Genomic DNA, 23,893 nt, shown 5'->3' with positions numbered 1-23,893 from the left:
AGATAAGATACAAAAAATAGGTAAAATGCTACTTTCTGATCTCCTGTTTTCGCTGGCGGATGTAATCCTGGGGACGGATGCCGTTGATTTCCTGAAACAAATCTGAAAAGCTCTGCCGTGTAGCAACGCCACATTCTTCAGCGAGGGCTTCAGTCGTATAGTTCAGGTACTTTCTGTCATTATTAAGCAATTCTGTGATATAATCTATCCGAAGCCTGTTCAGATAGTTTTTGAAATTGACCCCTTTGATCTCATTAATGTAAATAGAAAGGTACTTGTAATTAGTACCTAACTGAGACGCCAGATCATGTTGTGTCAGGCCTGTTTTTGTGAATCCTCTGCTAGCCTCAAATTTCCTGATCTTTTCCGATAGTTCCCTGATAAGCTCCGGTGAAAGTGCAGTTATCTTTTTCGCTTCTTCTGCTTTATCCTTGATTTCAGGGCATTCAGAATGTCCGAGTAGCCGTTCCTGAAGCCTTTCATATCTAAGCCGGATGTTCCGCTCCCTATAATACCGCCAGGTCAGAAACATTATCAGAATAATGGCCAGCAAGGATATAACAATCAGCAGGTAAAGCCTTAAAGTACTTTTCCTTTTCAGGAATTCCTTTTTCTCCAAAAGATCTTTGGTATCATACTCCTTATGAATTCTGGAGGATAAATAAGTAAAATCTTTTGCTAATGCCTTATCGACCTTAAGCAGCTGATTCGTATAATACAATTCTTTGCCAATATCTGCTTTCTTCCTGTAATAATTAATCAGAATCTCAAAATTCTGTCTCAGTTCCGGGAGAATAAAGCCATGCTTCCGAAAAACGGAATCCACCTTCTGAAGCTTTTCAACGCCTTTTCTCTCGTCTGTTACCATCAGGCACTGACCAAGATAAAAATAAACAACAGAGGCATAAGAAAAATCTTTCTTCTCAAGTTCTGGCAAGGCCGTTTCAAAATCAATGACCGCACTGCGGTAATTGCGGTTCTTAAAACCGGAGATCCCACGGCATTTTAAAAGGTAACTTCGTTCCAAGGAAAACTCAGATTCCCTGTTAATTTTTTCTATACCTAGGGTGAGCAAACTGTCCGACAAATGCTGCCGGTTAAGATTCCTGTAGCAGATGATGATCTGATGCAGAGAATTGTAGTACCCCCTCTTGTAGTTATAAATTTCATTCTGATGCTTGCGTTTTTGACTTTCCTTTTCAAAAAAGCTAAGGCAATTGCTGAAGTGCTTAGCCGCATCCTGATAATAGCCGAGATAACTTTTAACCACTCCCAGGTGGTAAATCACCTTATATTTCAGATATAAGTCCTCGGTTTTCTTGGAATAATCATACGCTTTCAGGTACTGATCCAATGCCGGCTCAAATTTTTTATAATTAAAATAATAGATGATCCCCTTACCCAGATATGCTAAAGTAAGAAGTGAATTATCCCTTGACTTTTCGGCTGCATAGATCATACTGTCGGAATAAACCAGCTTCATTTTTTCATCGGGTATATAAAGGACAGCATCCCTGTAGCCCTGTGTCAAAGCTTTAAAGTCTGCTGCTTTTTTTGCTTTTCTGATGTAATCACTCACATAAGGAAGTGCACGGATATCATTTTTTGGAAGATTTTGATACTGTGACCGGATATCATCGAATGACGGACCGTCGATTTGCTGAGAAGACAGTCTGATGAAAAGCAGAAGAACCAGAACAATGAATTGCTTTTTAAACTTTTTCATAATCGTATCCTACCAAATTTAGCAAAAAAAACGTTTCAAAACCCCACTAAAAGGCAATAGCCAGTCCTTACATACTCATTACAGGCATACCTCTCATTAATAAAGCTTTTCCAAGAAATTGTATCTGTCGTAATTGATGAAATACGACGTCTTGGTTAATGAAGCCCTCCCACAAAGTTTTTTTTCATTATTCGCACACTTCTACTTTTGAATCACAGAATCGATTTGAACGGCCGGGATAATCACAAATGAAAAAACAATGAAAAAAGTTATCCTTTATCCATTTTTGGCTTTGAGTGCCATAATGCTTCAGCATTGCAGACCTCAGGATGAGGTTGAGAACGATCAGCGTAATCATGCCGTCAGTAAAAAGGCAGAGACTGATTCTGCCGGATCCCGATCGGTACAACCTGTCGACCCTGACCCTCCGGTAAAAGACGGACAGGATTGGAAACACCAATAACAATAATTATATTCCTATGATTCCTCATACAACTACCATCACGTGCAATTCAGACTTACCATGTCCTGTGAGCGGGATTTGGGAAAGTATGGGGAATTTTAAGACCACCTGCCCTATTAGTAAGGGAACAATAATGCCATTATACGGTAACCAAAAAACCATTTGGCGTCTGCTACAACCTGGATAAACGTTCAACTTACTATTACACTGATTCTATGAAAAAGCTATCCTCAAATATTCCGCTATTGTCAAGCTATTTTTTTATATTATTGTTTGTATATGCTGGCGTAAGCAAAATGCTGGATTTCGAAAATTTTCAGATTCAGATAGCACAGTCCCCATTACTTAGTGCATACGCCAATTACATCCCTTACGCCGTCATTATTTCGGAGATGGTCATTGCCATTCTGCTATCAGTACCAAAATTCAGATTAATCGGGCTATATGCTTCATTCGGAATTATGTCAGCCTTTACAGTGTATATCTATCTTATCCTCAATTTTAGTGATTTTATACCTTGCTCCTGTGGCGGCATCCTGGAAAAGATGGGCTGGACAGAACATTTGATTTTTAATATCGGGTCTGTAATACTGGCAGGATTTGCTATTTTAATTCAGAAAAAAGAACAAAGAGAAAAGAACAGAGATGAAAAAACTTTGTTAAAGCGGGGCTTTTTATTGATGGTTATGGGTGCAATCAGTTCCATATTGGTGATTTATCTTTTTTATTCCTCAGAATACATCATCAAAAAGGAGAACAATTTTACAAGACGTTTTATCCCCCACGCTATCAGAAATCCTCAAAAGATAGATCTAGGTGTCAATTCTTATTATTTTGCAGGACAGCATGGAGACACTATATTTTTAGGTAACAGAACTGCGCCTTTACTGATCGGGCAGGTCAATCCAGGCTTTGACAAGCTTTTAACAGATACACTCCATATTGACAATGCCTCGTTGCCGTTCAGGGAAGTTAAACTCCAAGTGCAATATCCCCATTACAACTTAAGTGACGGATACACACCCGTTATATTCGAAGGAATACTGCCCAATTTGACTGCCAGCCTCGCCATGTACAGGAAAGCCTATTTTTCAAAAGCAATTATGGTACGCCCACATCTTTATATTTTCCGAGCGCAAAGCAGTAAGACCAGGGAAACTGTAATGGGATCGCTATCTACTCGAAATAATAATGCGGTAAAACTCAACGACAGTTTTTTAGAAAAACAAATAGACGGGATCTTCGATACAGATGGTAATTTCATTATGGACAGTTTCAACCAGAACATCATTTATACCTATTTCTACCGTAATGAATACAGAATTATGGATTCTACCCTAAGATTAACCGGAAAAGGCCGAACTATTGACACCGTAAGCCACGCCAAACTAGATATTGTAACACTAAGAGACGGCAGCGTGAAATTAAAATCCCCGCCATTTAAGGTCAACCAAAATCAAGCTGCATATAAAAACCTGTTATATAATGAATCTAATCTCAGAGGGCAGCATGAATCTGTAAAAATGTGGCAAAACTCCAGTATTATAGATGTTTACCACTATCCTACTGCTACCTACCAATACAGCTTCTATATCAACCGTGAAGGGCAGGATAAAATGAGGAGTTTACTGGTAACATCCAAACATCTCTATATTCTTAGCGGTAACCAATTGATACGATATCAGCGTACGCGATAACTTCTGCAGGCCAGCAGAAGCAGGAAAAGCCGAAAACCTGTAAAAGAGAGTAGGCAAAACCAATTTATAAATCATTTTTATTATGAAAAAATCAATTTTACCTTTCTTCGTGATCCTGATCGGAGGAGGAAGTGCTTTTGCTATCCAAAACACAAAACATAACGATAGCAAAAAATTTGTAGATGACGGATACATCCACAATGTTCTGACCAATTCCTGCGAAAAGGTTTCAGAATGTAATGCCAGCTCCGGCGAAGTATGTACCATTGGCAATGTTGACCCAATGGAACCGGGAGCGGTCCAGGTATTCGGACTAGATGAAACGGGAACCTGCAATATCCCGTTGTACCAACAAAGAAATTAACAAAAAGACAGTCTCCAAAATGGAGACTGTTTCTTTTAAAGCATTGGACGAATCCAATCTGCAGGGGGATTATCTTTGAGAAAATAATCAAACCACTGCCAGACCTTGATATTAAGATCTTCTGCTGCTAAGGGGTCAGTAATGTTGTGTCCCTGCTTTGGATATTCTAACAAAACGGCCTTTTTCTGCAAGCGTTTTAGTCCAATAAAAAAAGACCTTCCCTGATCAGGATTTACATTATCGTCATCTTTTCCTATCCATATCAACATCGGCTCGTCTATATTTTTCATATGATACACCGGAGAATTCGATAGATAGGAATCCCAATTGTCAAAAAGGTTTTTGCCCATTCTCAATTGATGTTTTTCTACCCTCCAATATTCCGGTTGGTTCCGCATTTTCCCAAAAGTCAGATAAGAGCTCGGCAAGTCCACCACAGGAACCCCCGCTATTGCTGTTTTAAATAATTTGGTTTTCCCCATGAGCATCGTCACCTCATATCCACCAAATGAACCGCCAATCAAACCAATCCTATCCTTATCAATATCTTTTAGCTTCAGAACTTCCTGCATTACATTCGTCACAGAGGAGGTGACCGAATTTTCGAGATCTCCAACTTTAAAACCGACCTGTGGCAGTAACACGAAGTAATCCTGATGTACATAATGCATATGGTTGAAGCCCAGACCATCATTGAGTTTCGGGAGTTTATTATTAGTAATAGCCCTGCTCTTGTTCTCATATACCTCGACCACCATAGGAAATTTCTCTCCACTTTTATAGTTTTTGGGGTACAATAGTACAGCATCCAATAAAACACCATCCGCATCAGGGTATTGAAAGATGCTGTAGCGAAAGGCGTTTGTCTCAGCTTCCGTCGTATTTTCTCTAATCAACCCAGACCTGCCAGAATCTACCAAACTAATTTTAAGCGGTTTGTTATAAAAAGATGACGTGTAAAATACTTTGTTCTTAAGTCTCTTCGCATTTTTGATATAAGCCTCTTCCTTTACCTGCCATTTTTCTTTTCCATCAGCTGTAATCAGCGCAACACCCGAATAAAAATCTGACCTATCAAAAAACTGCACCATTAAACTTTGACCTTGGCATTTCCTTTTATTTGTGACCCAATCTGAAGCCTCTGAAAAGTCTTTTTCTTTTATCAGCCGGTATTGTCTGTTCTTTGCCCGTCCGTCTGTCAGTTTTTTTAAGACAGAGGTTCGCAGGTTAAAGCTGTACAAGTCATATTCCTCTGTAAGAATCACGGTCTCATCATTAATCAACTCCACTTTATCCCAAGGTTCATCTGTGAGACCGCTTTCCTTATCATTCAGAAAATTAGTACTTTCCGGCATCCTGACAGGAAGAACCATTCCCTTTTCCACATCTTCTATCATCCATCTGCCCTTATCAAAGAAAAGCAATCTTCCCAAGCCTTTGTGATAAAAGAAATGTGACCGCTCTGTGTTCGGGCTTTTCAAATGTTTTTCTCTCCTGCCCCAATCTATGTGTAACTGTATATCCACTTTAGGCGTGCCAATGGTATCATAATTCTTACTGACCACATCATAGCTTATAAAATCAGAATCGCTTATGAATTTTTGAGTTCTGTACCAATCCCCTTCTCTTGGCAGATATTGCCATTTTTTTTCCTGTATATCACAGACAGCCCATTGCTTCATCTTTTTGCGGTATTGGTAACTGAGTGATGTGTAGAATATGTCCGCCAGTTCTTTATTCTCTTTTTTTCTCTGAGCCACCGGCAAGAGCAAGTATCTATCTTCCCTAATATCTGCCTGCCAACCATCTTTCTGAAAAACCTCCAGATGCGGCGGTAATTCCAGATCTATTGTTTTGATCTTCGAATCCCCCTTATATCCCACAGAAAGCCTCAACCGATCATCTAATGTCCAAATCCTATTGTTTGAGCTTCTTATCCATGAGAATTTCTCTTTGACAGGCATCTCTTTTTTCCTCAATGTCAGAATATCGAGATCGATCAATGTATTGTTCTGTAAAAACACCATACTCTTATCCTGCTCATTCACATCATAGACCTCCACTGTACCGCTTTCCCATAATATGCTGAGACCACTGTCCAATATCATCATATTTCCTGATTTGTTATTGACCATCAATAATCTGTTATCCGATATCGCAAATCCTTTGAAACTACCATCCAACCGGCTTTCTTTGTTCGTCTCAAGATTCCGACAATAGGTCTTTCCATTCTTAAGCGGCGCTATCAGCCATCTTTTGCTCAAGAACTTAAACCAGAAGGCTTCCGGTAAAATCGTGGGGATGTCATTGTGTATTGAATATAATTCGGAACGTGAACGGCCTCCTTTTTCAGTATTCAATACGTACCATTCCAAATCCTCACTGATCTCCAAAACAGCCGAATGCCCATATGCCTTGTATTCCTCTTTTACCCTCGAAACAATGTCCGCTGTAATTTGTGAATCGTAAAGCGTCCCGGTCAAAAGCATTAACCATACTATCAAAAGTCTAAAAACCCTCATTTTGCGGACCTAGTTTAGGGTTTAACAGCAATTCACTTTCGGGGATGGGGAAGTTTTGAAATTTGGAAGTCCAGTTAGGTTTCGCATCAACCATAACAGCCTGTATTCTTCCCGTTCTTTTCAGATCAAAAAACCTCAATCCATATTCCGTAAAAAACTCCAGTTTTTTCTCTTTTGATATTTCATCCAATATCAGCTGCTTATCCAATGTGGTATAGAGTGGAATCCCCGCCCGTTGTCTGATCACATTAATATCCTGCAAGGCCTTAGCTTGTTCCCCTAATTGAGCGTAAGCCTCCGCCCTTATCAGATACTGTTCTTCTGCGCGAAGAACAACAGAACACTCTTTAGGCGTACCAGCCGGTTTGTTCTGTTTGTACTTGTAGGCATAGTAGTAAGGTCTATTGCCAGAATCTCTGATCGTCCCTATCCATGCTAATGCTCTTTTATCCCCTGTACTAAATGCAGCAACCAATGACGGCGATAAAGATATGGTGGATGGCGGTGCACCCAATAAAATGTAGGTGATCGCTTCTCTGGTATTGCCTAAAGCTACGGGCGGTTCAAATGCCCAAATCACACTCCTGCCCTCTTTGAGAAATACAGTTTTCACGTCCGGCTCCAAGGTATAAGCTGGATCAGCAATGATCTTTGAGGAATACAAGACGGCATTTTGCCAATCTTTCTGATAAAGTGCAACACGAGCCAATAATGCATAGGCCGCGGCTTTCGTTGGTCTTATCCTAAGTCCCCTTGCCGCATTATCCGGCAGAAGGGACAAGGCTTCTTCCACATCTTTTCTGGCTGCTGACAAGACAGCATCGATCGGCTGGCTAGAAATGGACTGATTGAGCTCATAACTGATGGATGTCACATATGGAATTCTATCGTAAGTGCCTGCAAGATAAAGATGCAGCAATGCCCTCAGGAAAAGTGCTTCGCCCCTCAGCTGTTTTTTAACGGCTGCTGAAACACCCGCAGAATTCTCCAGACCGTCTATAATACTGTTGATACTGTATATCTGGTTGAACGATGTCTGCCATAAATTTTTAACCATTGATGAGCGGGCGTTAACATCCATATTGTACAACTGATATTCTGACGAAGTCGTGTTATATGCTACCAGTTCATCCGAATAGCAGCCCAAATACACACCGCCTCCCGACGCTCCGCCGAATAAAAAACCACCGGTCTCCAATGATCTGTAAACACCCGCCATTGCAGACCTCGCCAGATTATCATCGTTGAACACCAGATCTTTTGTCAACTGATCCTTTGGAAGGTCGACATTTAAGAAATCACTGCAAGATGTTATGACACTTACAGAGATCAATAAAAATATTTTTTTTAACATCATTTAAAATTTTATGGTTGTACCTATTGAAATCACACGAAGCGGCGGAAGAAAATCTGCCAGAATATAATCCGGATCGGAGCCTTTGAAGTTGGAAACCGTGACTATGTTCTGCCCTTCCAGATATACAGAAGCCCGCAGTGTCCCTAATAAACCATTAGGGATGTTATACCTTAACGACACATTTTTGAGTTTCATGGCAAAAATATCAGACACTGAGGCATCGCTGTTCAAATAATTATTTGCCGCCGCAGTTGCGACAGGGTTAGCACCCGTGGTCGGCCTCTGGTATTTGGCGTTGGGATTATCCGGTGTCCAGTAATCCAAGAATTCAGCAGGAAGATTGCCCATATTACCCAGTAAGCGCGCCATTGACAACTGGTTGAACTGCGACTGCTTGCTGAATTGCAATAAAACACTCAGTTCGAAGCCCATGTACCTCAAATTGTTCGTGATCCCTCCAAACCATAAAGGTCCTATTTCTTTTATCACCGTCCTATCATTAACATCGAGTTTACCATCTCCGTTTTTATCCTCGAACTGGTATAATCCCGTTGTGGGATCTACCCCCAAGTAATGGTAGTATTTGCGGATATTGGTAGAATAACCCACCATCAGACTACTTGCGTATGTTGAAGTTTCCAAATTGGGGAACGAGATCAGCTTATTTTTAGGCAATGACAGATTAAACGAAGACTCCCAACTAAAGTCTTTGTTCTTGATATTCTGCGATTGCAGGGAGAACTCCCAACCTGAATTTTCCACCGTTGCCGCCATATTCCCCTGATAAGAGTTAAAACCAGTTACCGTTGATAGCGGAACTCCTACCAACTGATCCGAAGACCTGTTTCGGTATCTGTTAATCACAAGATTGATGCGGTCTTTGAACAAGCTCACTTCCAAAGCCGCTTCAAGCTTAAGGGTCTTTTCCCAACTGAAATTCGGATTGTAGAGCCTGCTTGGGTTCATGCCGGAAGTCCCGTCATATACCGTTGAAGCAATCAAGTACGTATCATAAAACTGATAGTTGCCAATGAGATCACTCCCTGCAGACCCGTAACTGAACCTCAACTTACCAAAGCTCAGCCAGCTGACATCCTTCAAGAAACCCTCCTTTGAAAACAGCCAAGCTGCTCCCAATGCCGAAAAGTTGGCATAACGCCTGTTGTCGCCGAACCTGCTGGAACCATCTCTCCTACCCGTTACATTCAGGATATATCTGGAATTGAACTGGTAGTTGAGCCTCCCATACACTGCCTGGTATCTATAATTCGAAGAACCTGAGCTCATCACTTTCAAAGCTGCAGCCGAAGAAATATCTTCTATGAGATCATCCGATGGAAAATTACTGGCATTCAGGACCTTATTTTCTGTGGACTGATCCTGAAAAGTCCCTCCTATCAGCACATCAATCTTATGCTTCCCCCATTTGGTATTATAATTAAGCTGAGGCTCCAATATCCAATTCGACTGCTGCGGTGTCGCAATGCTCAACGCCGACCGCTCGCTCCCTATATTGAACTCGGGATTATAAAATGTTTTGGGGTACAATCTTTTTTCTTCTGTTGTGTTTCTAGAATAACCGCCGTTAAGGCTTATCTGCAAATCTTTAGTAATGGCATAACTCAGGTTGAGATTGCTGAGGAGCTGCTCCCCTTTTGTCTTATACACCTGAGAGGCCTCTGCCATAGGGTTGGCAAACGTCTTGTTGGCCCAATTGATAGAGCCATCGGGAGAAAACAAGTCGGGCGCATTGGGTGCCAGCCTGTACACCCTGCTAAAATCTGTAGGCGGCAGAACATTGTTCTGCTGCGTATAATAAGCACTCCAACTGATCCTGAGTTTTTTGTTCTCCGTTTCGTGATTCAGGTTCGCTCCAAAGGTATTTCTCTTATATCGGTAAGACCCCGGAAAGGTTGTGGTCTCTTCATCATGACCACCACTTATCATAAAACGGGTATTTCTGCTGCCTCCGGAAATCTGTACTCTAGAAGTAGAACGTTCTGAGGTATTGCCAATAAAATATCTTTGCCAATCGGTCTCCTTCTTCAAATCCCAGGTGCCGTTGACATCGAATGACGTTGCGGGATACTGGGTGATGCCATCATTGGCAAACGCATCCCTGCGCACCTGCAGATACTGCGAGAGGTTCATCATCTTCGGCAGTCTGGGAGCTGAACCCAGCCCATAGGCATTATTGATCAGTACCTCCGTCTTGCCTGATCTTCCTTTCTTTGTGGTCACCAAGACCACCCCATTGGCTCCTTTACTCCCATAAATTGCTGTGGCATCTGCATCTTTGAGCACCTCTATGCTTTCTATATCATCAGGATTGATGGCATTGAGCGGATTACTGTCCTGATACGGCAAAATGGAAGTTGTCTGGTTGGATTTGAACTCGTTAACAGCCGACACCGGAACGCCATCAATAATATACAGAGGCACATTGGCATCTATGGCACCATTGGAATTGTTCCTCAGACTATTCCTGCCCCGAATCTGTATGTCGAAACCACCACCCGCAATGCCAGAACCCTGAATGATATTGACCCCCGCCAATCTCCCCTGCATTGCTGCAAGGGCATTATTGACCGGTTGGTTCTCAATTTCCTTCGATGTTATTTTAGCAATACTCCCGGTACTCTCCCGTTCCTTCACCTTATAATACCCTGCATTCAGAACCACCTCTTCAATTTCACTTTCCCCATTACCGAATGAGACATTAATCGTGATCTTACTTCCCAGAAAGACCGTCCGTTCCCCAAATTCAGGATGACGGAACACAAGGCTCGGGTTCTCCCCTGACACCTGTATCCGGTACACCCCAGATTCATTGGTCATTGTTACGGCATCACTGCCCTTTTGAAATACAGAAACCCCTAAAACAGGTTTCCCCTGATCGGTCACAGTGCCTGTCACAACACGCATCTGTGCCACTGCTACGCCGGAAGCGAGCAAGGTTAAGCCAAAAGCCATTTGGATATGACCCAGGCCGCAAAAGTTTTTTTTCATACTTTTGAAATAGATTTAATTCGTTAAATTCTAAGGCTCTCCAATGCATTGTGTCACTTCCAATAAACTCAAATGCAAGGAGGGCTCTTTTGTTTCCAATGGTTACGTTATGCTTTACGCTCTATTACCCTTAATTCATATTGTCAAAAGAGAATGAGAAGAGAAAGAGAAGAGAATGAAATAAAAAAGAAATAACTTAATATCTCAATTAATAAAGAATTAAAACATAAAATCCCCAACTCTAACAATTCCCGACATGCCAGGCAGAAAGCAAACTACAGACGTAGCAAAAGCCTTCTGCCACAACACATCTTGAATTAATATGAATGAAAAATAACGTTTCCCAAGTAAGCCTAAAAACAGCCGCAACAGGTTGTACACCCTATTGTATCCAACAGATACCCTATGTTGTAAGCGTCTTAGAATCTAACAAGACAATGTAGAAAAACAGAACTGCATAAAAAGAAAACGGCATGGAACTCTACATTATCCAATTCGGGGTACTGGTATACCTTGTATACAGATAAGAGAGCCCACGCCTAGGTCGTGAGCTTCTTGCTTACCATCTCGTATACTAAAATTACCAGTTTTCGAATTGAGATTCTAAGCAATAGCTTCTAATATTTCGTTGAAGTATCGCAAAGTTACATTGCAGTAACTTATTTTACAAATATAATAAAAAATAACAAAAGGATACCTATATGTATCCTAAAATTTAACTCCAAACTTGGAATTTTACACTTAATGAATGAAATTGAACTTAATAACTTTAAAAAAGCTCTCGGTTATAGAATTTCTGAATTAAGAAAGAAAGTTATAAATATTGAGACTAATAAACCTATCTCCCAAGAAGAATTGGGTTTAAGAACTGGACATGCAAAAAAGACAATTGGTGAATTAGAAAGAGGTCATACCAATCCTCGATATGATACCTTGCTTATAATATGTAAAGAACTTAATGTCACAATACAAGAACTCTTTGATTTTGATATGAAAAACTATATTAAACTATCAAATAAGCACTGAAAAAATATTTTTTCCGATTAAAAAAAACATTATTATTTTATTAAATATATTTATGTATATACATATTAATCTTTAATCATAATTTCAAACTAAAATTTACTATGTCGAAAGTCACGGAAGTGAGGTTAACGCTTGCTGCTTTAATTTATGGAATTGAAATCGATTTAAAATCTATAATAATTAAGAAAATAGTTCCATACAACTCAGATTTAACTTTTTTTCAAAATTCTGATTTAGTCCAGAAAGTGAATGAAAGATTTTTGAAAGAAAACCCTGGTGTCGACATTTTATTAAATCTGGAGGATGCTATAGATTATATTGACTTTAGCGATACATTTACAATTCTCAATAAAAACAAAGCTTTTCTAACTAAAGATGAATCAGACTATTTAAAAAAAATATTTTCAAATCTTTCAGATCTCACGCCTATTAGAAATAGAGTAATGCATACAAGACCACTTCTTGGCGGCGATTTTACCTCTCTATATAATTTTGTTTCGGAATTAAAATCTACAGATCCTTTTAATTGGCCTACTACAATAGAAACTAGAAAGAAAATTGAAAATGATCCATCGTATGTGTTAACATTATCATTACCATCTTTAGAATATCAAACACCCGAGACAAAAGTAATACATAACTTACCATTACCTGACTTCGACGAAACTGGTTTTATTGGTCGTAAGAATGATATAGATGATATAAAAAAATTAGTTTTTTCAAATAAAGTTGTCAGTATTATTGGTGATGGCGGGATAGGCAAAACTGCATTAGCATTAAAGATTGCTTATGATATTGTAGATATGGGAAATAGCAGCCCCTTTGAATTAGTTATTTGGACTTCAGCTAAAACAACAATGTTAACAGCAAAGGGTATACAAGAAATTTATGATGCTATTACAAACTATACTGGTTTAGTTGATGTTATATCTGATACCCTAAAACTCGAGAAAAATACAAAAGAACAACTCTCTGATATTTTAGAATATTTCACTTTATTTAAAACTCTTCTTATAATAGATAATTTAGAAACTATTCAAAGTGAAGAAGTTATTAGTTTTATCAGGGAAGCTCAAATGCGATGCAATATCATTATCACTTCTAGAATTGGATTAGGTGAGCTAGAATATAGAAGAAAACTGAAAGGTTTTTCGGATACAGAATCGGCAAGATTGATTAGAGAAATTGCAAGAATAAGAGACAGCGAGATACTACTAACATTACCTCAAGAAACTTTAATTGACATATCAACAAAGTTGTATCATAATCCATTGGCTATAAAATGGTTTGTAAATACAGTTGAAGCAGGCATTAGTCCATCTGAAGTACTAAATAATAAAGAAGATTTATTAAATTTTTGCCTTATAAATGTATATGATAAATTAAGTGATGGAGCTATAAAAATTTTAAATACTATAAGAGCGTCAAGAAAGACGCTTAGATTAGCCGAGATAATATACCTATCTGAATTAGAGCCTATAGATGTAAGAAAATATTTGTTAGAATTATTTAAAACCACATTGATTAGCTCCGAAATAACTGAGGGTGGTAATATAGAGGAAACAAATTATTACATCTCTGATTTTGCAAAAGATTTTCTTACTAAAAATTATACAATTGACATAAGATTTATAAAGAAAATCTCAACCAAGCTACGCGATTTGACATTAAGTGCTTCTCAGCTCAAAAAAATAAATAATTTTAATCCATTTGAAATTAATGCAATAACTTACAGAAATTCGAATGAAAAAATTGCTGCTAAATTTTTAGAAGAAGCTTTACATTTTTCGTGGAAAACTAATTATGAGGAAGCATTAAAAAAGGTTGCCGAAGCACGGAATATTGTACCTAGTCATTTTGAATCTTATAGGGTAGGTGCTTTTATAAAGGCTACTTCCGGAGATTTATTAGGTGCGGAAGATGACTACAAATTGGGTCTAGAAATCGATCCAAAAAATCATAAATTAATATATTTCTATTCGCAGTTTCTCTTATTCTCTATGGAAGATCCAGATTTGGCATTAGAATATGCAGAAAAGTTAAAAAATGATAATGTCGAAAATCCATCTGTATCATTTCTATTTGTCAGAATTTATAATTCTAAGAGAGAATATAACTTTGGAATTGCAAAATTAAAAGAGTTATTAGAAACTAAGCTTGATTCTAAAAGTGAAAGAATAGCTTACACGGAATTGATTTCAATGTACAATCATATGGGGCAAAGTTATGCAACAATTGAAAAGGATTATGATAATTCTCTACGACATTTCAAACGAGCAATCACAGTTTACACAGAATGTAACAATAAAAAAATTTTAGATCCCAAAATGATCAAAAATTTTTGCGAAACTATACTCGCATGTATTCAGATGATTCCTTTAACAACATTGCAAGAAAATCAAGAATATTTAAAAAATGTTATTATAGATAATGATAATAAAATTAGTTTAACAAATATCAAAGCAAAAATAATCCACAAATATTATGAAAAATTTGATGATTATTCTATCAGTAATCTTTTAGAGGAAACTTCAATTAATACTTCGAAGCACATTGGAACGATAAGTCGAAATCATGGTAATGCAACTAAACCATTCGTTTTCTTAGAAAAAGAAGACAGGACCAAATACTATGCTAATATGTATGATTTTATAGATGTGAGAAATAGAAATGATTGGAAATCGTTAAGACATGGTCAGTTAGTAAGCTTTGAAATCGGAACAAATCCATTAGGAGAATGTGCAAAGAACATCAAAATTATAGAATAGAAAAAGAATATGTTTCGATGATTTTAAAAATTATGCTTATGGCATGATGAAAAGTTATTATTAGCTATATAATTTCTTTGAGGTCTTTATACTCTAACAGTACAATACAATAAGAAACCTGACAAGATTAGGTTTTTTTGTTGATTATGGGAATAGTAAAAAATATCCTCAACTGAGTAAATTTTTTGGCTAAGTTAAGTGCCTGAAGTTTCAGATAATTTGAAAATTAATCTATTAGTGTTCCAGATGGATTGTAAATAGAGAAGGCAAAATAATTTGCCTTTTCTATTGATTTTACTTCGCAGATTGCTATCTGAGTTCATCTATTAACAACAAGTTTCCAAGGTTGTCTCTTGCTGTAGAATCTTTATCAGTTCTTAAATATAGCACTGAGCCTACTCTTACAGTTCCAATGTTTGCACCCTCAGACCACGAGCCACGAAGGTAATTATAAGTTGCTGTGGAATAAGTATGCCCTAGATGCATCGAAGCAATCACTTCGTTTTTAGTTAAAATGCGACCTTTAGTAAGTCTTCCTGTCGATAATGGAGAATGCACTAAAACGTGCGTAATAAATGATGGATAAATTCCTTCTCTGATTGCTGTAACATAAAATTTACTCATAATATAAAATATTTCTTCTGGCTTCTTTCATCCAGGCCGGTCACCTCTCATTTATTTTGTGTCCGGAGATATTAATGTGTTCATTGGACTTTCCATTACGGATATGAACTATCCGAAGCCATAACAAATAATATTCATCATTTTGTTTTTATAGCAATGGCTTAGTGCTATTGTAAAGTGACCTATATGCAACTGGTTGTTTAAGCCGTATTTTTTAGTTGAAAATATATCAAACTCCTTTTTTGTATTTGCAACTTATTCACTTTCACAATACAAAGATATTATTGAAGTGCGCAATCATTTTGCGTACTTTGATAATTTTAGATTATTTTTGAAAAAAGAATAATTGTTTTGATTACGGTAAACCTCATTTTTACAATTAATAAAATCACTATTATTGCTTGTCAACTTTTAATTAAAAATCCATGAAATTATTATCAATTAAGCTTGAGAACTGTTTTGGCATTGGAAAACTAGAATATGAATTTGATTTTGGTCACACATAAAGACACAGAAGACTTTACTAAAAAAATTAGCAATCTACTTACACCAATCTCATTACGTAATACTACGTTTTTCATTGATAAGAAAACTTTTTTAGAAAAATTTGAGACGTTGAGAAGTAAAAATCATGGTGATTAACCTAAAATGCTATTTGTACTTTTTTGTTACCAAATTATTATAAAAATACAGACAAAAGTTTGGATTTTAATAACTACTCTACTGATGATGAGAGAGATTTCACATTTAATTTAAATGGAGAAATTAATAGAGATGATCAAAAAAATGTCAATGAGTAGATATTTTTTAGAAGTACATACTTCATGAATAATTGGCCTATAAATCATTATATTTAAAAATTAAAAACTATATACTATGAATGAAATCAAAATTCTAACTAAATCTAAATTAGATAAAATTAAAAATAATTCTGAATCATCTGGATTAGCATATAAACTTTACGGAAAATCAAAAAACATTCTTGATTATACAGATAAAGAAATTTCCGAAATGGCATTTGGAATTTACTTACACAAAAAAACTTTACTAGTTGATGGTGATTATTTCATTTGTCTAAATGATGTAATTAAAATAGAATGTGAACTTCATGATGTTTCGTACATACAGAAACCTACTTTAGAAACTTGGAAAGATAATAGTTGCAATGCAATAAGTAATATTAGAACATTTTATGTTAAAGACTATTTCTTAATTACCGACAATAATAAAGATCCTAATTTCAATAGACATAAGATAACAAGATATCTGACCAGAATTGGTTTTCTAAGACATGGCAGAGGAAAATTCAGAGGATACTTCAGTGTTGCCAATGACTATAAGACCATTCAAAATGGATTATTTCCTAAAGATTTATACCATCCAATAAAGAGATATATTAATGGGCTTTTCTTTTATGATGACTATAAGATTTCAGATTTTGAAATAGTAAGTTCTATAAAATTCATCGCCCAGTAAGTAGAAGATTAGGTAGTCACCGTACCTTTGTAACTAACGTTACAAAGGTACGGTGACTACCAATAAACTCCAAATAACCCATTAATTTTGTCCAGTTTTTTTAGTAAATAACTGGACATTTTATTATATTTGTTAAAAATATTAATAGATGAAAACATCTGATATAGTTAAAGATAAGATTAACAGATTACCCACGGGATATATTTTCACCTATAAGGATTTTACCCTATCGGTGGAAAACAAAGAAGCTGCTATAAAAGCTTTGAATAGATTAGCAGAAAAGGGCAAAATAAAAAAAATATCAAAGGGGAAATTTTATAAACCAGAGTCAACTGTATTTGGAGAATTACTCCCAGATCAATATCAGATTGTAAAAGATTTACTAGAAGAAAATAATAAAATCACTGGATATCTCACCGGTTATAGCATCTACAATTCTTTGGGTCTGACGTCTCAAGTAAGCAACACCATACAAATTGGAAAAAATAATACAAGACCCTTTTTAAGAAGAGAGAGATATATAATTAATTTCATCAAACAACCGAATGTTATTAACAAAGAAAACATCCCCTACTTACAGTTTCTAGATTGTTTAAAATTCATTAAAAAAATTCCCGACACCTCAAATGAGAAAGCAATTGGACGTTTACTATCTATAGCTTCTGATTATAAAATAAAAGATATAGAACAATTGGTAAGACTGGTTCAAAAGTATCCACCTTCTACCCGAGCATTATTAGGAGCATTATTGGATGAACTTCATTTGGAAACCTATTCTAACAGTATTCTTAAAACCCTGAATCCAATCACAAAATATAATTTTATGGGAATTGGAAATATTTTAGAACAATCAAAAAAATGGAATCTAATATGAACTTACATCACAATAAAAAATTATTTGAACAAGCTATACGATTCACAGCTGATAAATTGAAGATACGCTCAATTTATGTAGAAAAGGATTACTGGGTCACATTGGCTTTATATAAAATCAATCTTAATAATATTGGAAAATATGTCGTATTCAAAGGTGGCACTGCACTTTCTAAATGCTACAAGTTAATAGAAAGATTTTCAGAAGATATAGATTTAGTTATCCTAAGAAACGAAAATGAAACAGATAGTAGAATGAAAGCTAAACTTAAAGAAGTCAGTCTAGCAATTGAGGATGAACTTCCAGAAATTGAAATTGATGGAATAACTAGAAAAATGGGAATGAATAGAAAAACAGCTCATTCCTATACTAAGCTATTTAAAGGCGACTTTGGACAAGTCAGAGATTTTATCGTATTAGAATCAAGCTGGTTGGGAAATCATGAACCCTTTAGCAAAAGGAAAATCCAATCACTTATCGGAGAAACACTAGAAAGAGAAAACCAGCTTGAGACTGTAAACAATTTTGAAATACAGGCATTCGAAATGAATGTACTTGAACCTTCAAGAACTATTTGTGAAAAAATCATGAGCCTGGTTAAATTTTCATATACAGAAAATCCTATTCAGGATTTTAAAAATAAAATAAGACATCCATATGATCTTCACCAGCTACTACAACAACCCTTTAACGGTAATTCCAAAAGTAAAGGCTAAAACGATATAAACAACATAATTTATCATCATTTTATAGTTATAATATCATCATTTCTAGCATTCAAAAATGATGATATGTTAATTTAGGATGTTATTATGAGAATTTTATATTAATTAGTTTTGTCAAAAAAACCGCTTTAAAGCCTCTTATTTGGGTATTTAAGTAGAAATGATGATTAGCGTTTCTGAGTGTGCTATTAAAATTTTTAATGGTAACTTTTTTTTACAGTTTTAAATTAGCCCCATTTAAAAATGATAACTTTTTTTCAACCTTTGGTTAAGTATCAAAAAAGTTATCATTGATGTTATCAAAAAAAATGATAACTTTTTTTATGCTTTTGGTTTTATAGCAATGATGTATTTGTATAACTTTTGCAGACGTGTATCGCTTAAATCTTTTATTGATTCCAAATTTGACTTTAAAGCGAGTTTCTGCTCGGCAAATATAAGCAAGTCTTCTTTAGTCATATTTAGCGATTTGATACGGGCATAAATGGCTGTATATTGCTTTTTTCTCCACTCATCTGTATTGCCTTGTCTTAGATTTTTTTTGCCGTGATATGCGGTTCTTTTGTTAAGCCACAAAATAGCATCGTCAAACTGTTCCGCTGGAAGTAAGTTATATTTAGGTATTTTAAACTGTTTTCCAAACGCTATGTATTCTCTTTTAAATGCAGAAGCTTTGTCGCTTTGATTTGTAGCAACCATTGAAGCAATATCCGTTATTTTCTGCTTTATTTCGTACGCCTGGTTAACTGTTATATGTGTACTTGGGTCGTGTACTACTTCTATAATGTTTTTAAACTGTTTTGTATTAACAATTTTCCCATTATTTACGGCTACTTGTAAATTGTTACTACCTGTAATATTTTGTTCTATTTCTTTCATTTTGAACTCATTAGATTTACTAATTGACTTATAGTCTTATCCTTTTCTTTTAACTCGCCCTCACATTTATCCAATTTCTTTTGTAATTCTTTTACAAGCTTTTTATTATCTCCTGTAATGATGCTACCGTAACCTGATTGTGTATTACCATCTCCTGTAATATTTTGGCTTATACTCCCTTTCTTATGTTCTTTAAGCATAGGACCTTTGTCGGAAAATAACCAATCAAGATTAACGTCTTTGTAGTACGAGAGAAATCTCAATAAATTTTCTTCAGATAAACCGCTTTTTTGTGACAAAACGCCATTTGAAACACCAGTGTTTTTATAAAATTCATATTTCGTAACTCCTTTATATTCAATATATTGTAAAATTTTTTCCTTTAAAATTGAAATTTCTCTCATAAAAATTTGTTTTAATAGAGATTTCTCTCATATATTTGCTTTAGAAATTTAACGAGACAAAGTAATGAAAAAAATATTACTACACCCCGAATTGAAACATAAAATCAAAGATGAATTTAATTGCACTTTACAAACAGTTACCATGAGTTTAGATTTTGTGTTCAATTCTGAAAAGGCAAAGAAAATCCGCCAGAGATCGGCAGAACTATTAAAGGAACAAATTGAAAATTGCAAACAATAGCATGGAAGAGCAAATTAAAAGTTTACAAAAAGATAAAGAATTCTGGAAAGGACAATCTGAATTTTATCAGAATCTTTTTGAACGTCAGTTAGATTTGATAAGTAAATTATTAAATAAATTATCAGACAGTACTTCTAAAAATGAACATCTACAATTAATTAAAAAATACTTAAGCCGTCAGGATGTTTCGGAAGTGGCAAAGAAGTTAAGAGTATCTTTTGCCTATGTCGAAAATATTTTAAATGATGAATGTTTTGACAATAATGTTCTTAATGAATTGTATAACAAAGCTTTAATTAATAAAAAATCTTTGTTAGCTGATTATGAAAAGATGGTAACAACACTCAAAAACTAAATAGATGACACAACTAATCAAAATCACAGAACAAAATGGCAAACGTGCCGTATCTGCAAGAGAATTGCACAATTTTTTAGGAAGCAAACAAGAGTTTGCTCATTGGATAAAAAACCGAATCAATGAATACGGATTTATTGAAAATCAAGACTTTGAGGTTTTTGATAAATTTATCAAAAACTCTAACGGAGGTCGTCCACTTAAAGAATTTGTGGTAAGTATCAGTATGGCAAAGGAGTTGGCAATGGTAGAAAAAACAGAACAGGGGCGACAGGCGAGACAATATTTTATCGAGATGGAGAAGGTAGCCATCGCTAAAGCCTTAGTAACGCCACAATTCAAAAGAACAAATATCAATAGCGTATCTGCAAAGCGTGTGGAACTTATCAATACGATAAGAAACTATTTAAGATGGGGCGATATGCACAAGGTAGCCAAAGAATTAAATCTTACTTCTGCGTATGTTAAAAGAGTAATGGTAAACAAAGAATTCAATACCGAACAAGCAGACACGGTAGTAAACGCCCTTTATCAAAAAGCCATGCAGAACAAAAATGAATTACTATTCGGCTATCAGGACATGATAGATATGCTTAGGAACTAAGATAAAAAAAAGACACCCCACCAGTGGGATGTCTATTCACAAAACTTAAAGATTGTACAAATATACATTTTTTTATATGTCCTACAATCGTAAAAACTATTTAGCAAGAGTAATTGAAATTCAAAACATAGTATTGGAGAAAAAAAATGAAGACCTTTTTTTAAAAAATATTTACTGGGAGCAGATAGAACCCAAATACAAAATATCTCAAAGGACTTTCCAATCTTACTTAGGAATCAATGCAAAAAAACAACTTAAAGAATTAAATACCAAACAAAATGAATAACGTAATAACACACAGCATCATCAGTGAACAAATCGATTTGATTCCTGAAAAGATTAATGCGCTAGTAAGCACAATCACAATGAAAAATGGAAAGAAAAGTAAAATACTTACTGTCTTTGACAATTATTGTGTTGATTTTGAAGCCATAGAAATAGGTGTACGCAGAGGATTGGAGTTTATGGACGATGTAGATAGCGTAGCAAGCGAATTGTTTTCTGTATCAGAGAACGGTATGAGAAGTAGCAGGATTTATTATAGAGAAACAAAAAATACTTCCATATACAAAACTAATTAAGTAGGATTTTCAAGGCGTTTATCTTCTTTCTGAGGTGTTAACTCGGGAAGAAGATAAAAACCGAAAACAAGAGAGTTTAAACGGTGTTTAAAGTATAAAGAAATGAATTTTGAAATCAAAGAAAATGTTTTAGAAGCATTCGGCGATATTTACGACGGTGACGGTTCTTTATTTGTATCGGCTCTTTCACAGCTGGAACAGAAAGAAAAACATATTAACATCAAACTGCATACCTATGGCGGTAGTGTGTTTGAGGGAAATATAATGTGTAATGCTATCAGTAATTGTAAATCTGAAATAACCATAGATATTATAGGGATAGCGGCAAGTATGGGAGCGGTCATTTGTGCTTCCGTGGAAGATGTCTATATGGTCGAAAATGGTTATTTGATGATACACGCCCCATCGGGTGGAGGGTTCGGAACTGCACAGCATTTGGAGAGTAACGCAAAACTATTACGTTCCATAGAAGCCAACTTTATAAAAAAACTAACATTAAAAACAGGCAAAAGTGCTGAATATGTTCAGAAATGGTTGGTCGGAGATAACTGGTTCAGTGCAGAACAGGCATTGGATGAGGGATTGATAAGCGGTGTTATTAATTCTGAAAATAATATAAATGCCAATTTCAATCCTCAAGAATTACCTACAAAAGAAGCATTTGCACGCTTCGATGCTTTGTACAATAAAAATTATTTTAACAGTAAAAATATGGACTTAAAGAAAGAATTAATCAAGAAATTTAATTTCAGTGCCAATACTTCCGACACTAAAATTATTCAGGAAATTGAGGATGCAAATAATTTAAAAACTTCAATAATTGAGTTGTTAGGACTGGCAGAAGACGTATCGAATGACGATATTTTGGAAGCAATCAAAAATCAGCTGAATGAACAGCAAACCTCAACTGATAGCGAAGCCAAAGACCTTACAACACAAGCAATCAGAAACGGACAAATAACGGCAAAGCAAGAAAAACACATATTGGGAATGTTCAAGAAAGATTTTGCAGGAACAAAAAGTTTTTTAGAAAGCAGTCCTAGGAAGAATCCAATGGTCATTGCGGAGCGTATCGTACAGGGAACAGTTAATAATTCCAATACAGTCGCAAAACCTAAAAGCGAGTGGGATTTGAATGATTACAGAAAGAACGCACCAAAGGAACTGGAGCAGAACCCCGAACTATATCAGAAATTGGTTAAGGCTAAATATAAATAGAAATCAAAGTAATTTAAAAAAAATAAAAAATGTCAACATTAAACAAGCAAGTTTGGACAGGTCAGATTATGGAGGGTTTTTACCCTGCAGTAACATTTTTACAGTATGCACGAGATTTTAATCCTTTTGTGGATAATGATGTTATCAATCTGCAAGAAGCTGGTTTTAGTCCTGATGTATTGGTAAATAATGAAACTTATCCAATCATCGTTAAAGAGCGTGAAGATCTTCCGTTATCACTGGAACTGGATTTATTTGAAACTGAAAATACATTAGTGAGAAATCCGGAATCAGTAGAACTTAGCTACGATAAACTGGAGAGCGTTATATATGGTCATAGAATGGCACTGCAAACGAGAACAGCACAAAAAGCGGCGCACGCCTATGCGCCACTGGAAGATAGTAGTGATACTCCTATTGTTCTGACAACAGGGGAGGATAATGGAGAAGGATTTAAAAGAATGGATGTGAAAAATATACTTACTTTAAAACGTAAGTTTGACCTACAAAATATTCCAATTGAGAAAAGGTTTTTGGTTTTAGACCCATATCACACAGAGGATTTGATTCTATATGATTTGAAAGCCTTTAAAGACCTTACCGATTTTGTTGACGGGAAGCCGAAAAGATTTGCAGGATTTAATATTTTGGAAAATACTCAGAATCCAAAATACAATTCTACAAACTATAAAAAAGTTTCTTGGGGTGCAGTTCCTGCCAATACTGACACTTATTGTTCATTCGCTTTTTCATCTGATGAGGTCATGAGAGCTGACGGAACAGTCGGAATGTATGAGACTGTAAGAGACCCAAAATTAAGGGCTACGATTGTAGGTTTTGACAAAAGATTTATTGCAATGCCTATCAGAAATAAAGGGATTGGGGCGATTGTTTCTACTAAAATATAATCCTTATAAATATATTATTTAAACAAAGAACCCACATTTTCATGTGGGTTTTATTACAAAAAAATTAACATT

21 protein-coding genes are annotated in these 23,893 nt (G+C 35.8%); 14 read left to right on the top strand and 7 right to left on the bottom strand.

All coding sequences use genetic code 11. The features are described 5' to 3' along the window. Positions 1-28 precede the first annotated feature (28 nt). Complete coding sequence (locus BUA97_RS16550) at positions 29-1,726, bottom strand: helix-turn-helix domain-containing protein (RefSeq protein ID WP_073000492.1); 1,698 nt, start codon at positions 1,724-1,726, stop codon at positions 29-31. A gap of 259 nt (positions 1,727-1,985) precedes the next feature. Here BUA97_RS16550 and BUA97_RS16545 point away from each other — a divergent pair, with 259 nt between their 5' ends. The 3 genes from BUA97_RS16545 to BUA97_RS16535 all read left to right on the top strand — a co-directional run bounded on the left by BUA97_RS16545 (position 1,986) and on the right by BUA97_RS16535 (position 4,250). Further along, entirely contained in the window at positions 1,986-2,189 is a 204-nt protein-coding gene (locus BUA97_RS16545; protein ID WP_073000489.1) for a hypothetical protein, read from the top strand. Between the two features lie 215 nt (positions 2,190-2,404). Beyond that, positions 2,405-3,886, top strand: a complete 1,482-nt coding sequence (locus BUA97_RS16540) for a MauE/DoxX family redox-associated membrane protein (protein WP_073000473.1) — start codon at positions 2,405-2,407, stop codon at positions 3,884-3,886. Positions 3,887-3,968: 82 nt separating this feature from the next. Continuing rightward, on the top strand, positions 3,969-4,250 hold the full coding sequence (locus BUA97_RS16535; protein ID WP_073000472.1) for a DUF6520 family protein: 282 nt from the start codon (positions 3,969-3,971) through the stop codon (positions 4,248-4,250). Positions 4,251-4,285: 35 nt separating this feature from the next. Here the strand turns inward: BUA97_RS16535 and BUA97_RS16530 are convergent, their stop codons facing one another. From BUA97_RS16530 to BUA97_RS16520, 3 genes are read right to left on the bottom strand one after another with little or no spacing between them, the layout of a single operon-like run. Next, complete coding sequence (locus BUA97_RS16530; RefSeq protein ID WP_084081380.1) at positions 4,286-6,772, bottom strand: alpha/beta hydrolase family protein; 2,487 nt, start codon at positions 6,770-6,772, stop codon at positions 4,286-4,288. Next, positions 6,759-8,126 carry a RagB/SusD family nutrient uptake outer membrane protein gene (locus BUA97_RS16525; protein WP_175546227.1) on the bottom strand — a complete coding sequence of 456 codons (1,368 nt, stop codon included), beginning with the start codon at positions 8,124-8,126 and terminating at the stop codon, positions 6,759-6,761. The genes BUA97_RS16530 and BUA97_RS16525 overlap by 14 nt, the downstream gene beginning before the upstream one ends. Positions 8,127-8,129: 3 nt before the next feature. Continuing rightward, positions 8,130-11,138 carry a SusC/RagA family TonB-linked outer membrane protein gene (locus BUA97_RS16520; RefSeq protein ID WP_073000468.1) on the bottom strand — a complete coding sequence of 1,003 codons (3,009 nt, stop codon included), beginning with the start codon at positions 11,136-11,138 and terminating at the stop codon, positions 8,130-8,132. A gap of 744 nt (positions 11,139-11,882) precedes the next feature. Between BUA97_RS16520 and BUA97_RS16515 the strand changes: the two genes are divergently transcribed. Next, positions 11,883-12,164, top strand: a complete 282-nt coding sequence (locus BUA97_RS16515; RefSeq protein ID WP_073000464.1) for a helix-turn-helix domain-containing protein — start codon at positions 11,883-11,885, stop codon at positions 12,162-12,164. Positions 12,165-12,265: 101 nt separating this feature from the next. Further along, positions 12,266-14,932, top strand: coding sequence for an NB-ARC domain-containing protein (locus BUA97_RS16510; RefSeq protein ID WP_073000463.1), 2,667 nt, complete (start codon positions 12,266-12,268; stop codon positions 14,930-14,932). 309 nt (positions 14,933-15,241) lie between these two features. On the opposite strand, the gene BUA97_RS16505 is transcribed toward BUA97_RS16510, so the two are convergent. After that, the gene (locus BUA97_RS16505; RefSeq protein WP_175546226.1) at positions 15,242-15,490 is read right to left on the bottom strand and encodes a DUF3892 domain-containing protein; all 249 of its coding nucleotides are present in this window, start codon (positions 15,488-15,490) and stop codon (positions 15,242-15,244) included. Between the two features lie 942 nt (positions 15,491-16,432). Between BUA97_RS16505 and BUA97_RS16500 the strand changes: the two genes are divergently transcribed. The 3 genes from BUA97_RS16500 (at position 16,433) to BUA97_RS16490 (ending at position 18,622) form a co-directional block, all read left to right on the top strand. Continuing rightward, positions 16,433-17,032 (top strand): hypothetical protein, encoded by a 600-nt coding sequence (locus tag BUA97_RS16500; RefSeq protein ID WP_073000456.1) that lies wholly within the window; start codon positions 16,433-16,435, stop codon positions 17,030-17,032. A gap of 148 nt (positions 17,033-17,180) precedes the next feature. Next, entirely contained in the window at positions 17,181-17,906 is a 726-nt protein-coding gene (locus BUA97_RS16495; RefSeq protein WP_073000446.1) for a DUF6088 family protein, read from the top strand. Next, positions 17,903-18,622, top strand: coding sequence for a nucleotidyl transferase AbiEii/AbiGii toxin family protein (locus BUA97_RS16490; protein WP_084081384.1), 720 nt, complete (start codon positions 17,903-17,905; stop codon positions 18,620-18,622). Before BUA97_RS16495 ends, BUA97_RS16490 begins: the two co-directional genes overlap by 4 nt. A 330-nt stretch (positions 18,623-18,952) precedes the next feature. Here the strand turns inward: BUA97_RS16490 and BUA97_RS16485 are convergent, their stop codons facing one another. Further along, positions 18,953-19,510 carry a hypothetical protein gene (locus BUA97_RS16485; RefSeq protein WP_073000442.1) on the bottom strand — a complete coding sequence of 186 codons (558 nt, stop codon included), beginning with the start codon at positions 19,508-19,510 and terminating at the stop codon, positions 18,953-18,955. After that, the gene (locus BUA97_RS16480) at positions 19,507-19,914 is read right to left on the bottom strand and encodes a hypothetical protein (RefSeq protein WP_073000440.1); all 408 of its coding nucleotides are present in this window, start codon (positions 19,912-19,914) and stop codon (positions 19,507-19,509) included. Before BUA97_RS16480 ends, BUA97_RS16485 begins: the two co-directional genes overlap by 4 nt. A 221-nt stretch (positions 19,915-20,135) precedes the next feature. Here BUA97_RS16480 and BUA97_RS16475 point away from each other — a divergent pair, with 221 nt between their 5' ends. The 6 genes from BUA97_RS16475 to BUA97_RS16450 all read left to right on the top strand — a co-directional run bounded on the left by BUA97_RS16475 (position 20,136) and on the right by BUA97_RS16450 (position 23,821). Further along, positions 20,136-20,510 (top strand): hypothetical protein, encoded by a 375-nt coding sequence (locus tag BUA97_RS16475; RefSeq protein ID WP_175546225.1) that lies wholly within the window; start codon positions 20,136-20,138, stop codon positions 20,508-20,510. Positions 20,511-20,514: 4 nt separating this feature from the next. Beyond that, the gene (locus tag BUA97_RS16470; RefSeq protein WP_073000436.1) at positions 20,515-21,114 is read left to right on the top strand and encodes an antA/AntB antirepressor family protein; all 600 of its coding nucleotides are present in this window, start codon (positions 20,515-20,517) and stop codon (positions 21,112-21,114) included. A gap of 76 nt (positions 21,115-21,190) precedes the next feature. Then, positions 21,191-21,400 (top strand): hypothetical protein, encoded by a 210-nt coding sequence (locus BUA97_RS16465; RefSeq protein ID WP_073000430.1) that lies wholly within the window; start codon positions 21,191-21,193, stop codon positions 21,398-21,400. After that, entirely contained in the window at positions 21,393-21,695 is a 303-nt protein-coding gene (locus BUA97_RS16460) for a hypothetical protein (RefSeq protein ID WP_073000428.1), read from the top strand. Before BUA97_RS16465 ends, BUA97_RS16460 begins: the two co-directional genes overlap by 8 nt. A gap of 102 nt (positions 21,696-21,797) precedes the next feature. Then, entirely contained in the window at positions 21,798-22,913 is a 1,116-nt protein-coding gene (locus tag BUA97_RS16455; RefSeq protein WP_073000426.1) for a Clp protease ClpP, read from the top strand. Between the two features lie 29 nt (positions 22,914-22,942). Next, positions 22,943-23,821, top strand: a complete 879-nt coding sequence (locus BUA97_RS16450) for a hypothetical protein (protein ID WP_073000424.1) — start codon at positions 22,943-22,945, stop codon at positions 23,819-23,821. Positions 23,822-23,893 lie beyond the last annotated feature (72 nt).

The organism is Epilithonimonas mollis, from assembly GCF_900142325.1.
GTDB lineage: Bacteria > Bacteroidota > Bacteroidia > Flavobacteriales > Weeksellaceae > Epilithonimonas > Epilithonimonas mollis.
This window is presented reverse-complemented; position numbering and strand designations above follow the sequence as displayed.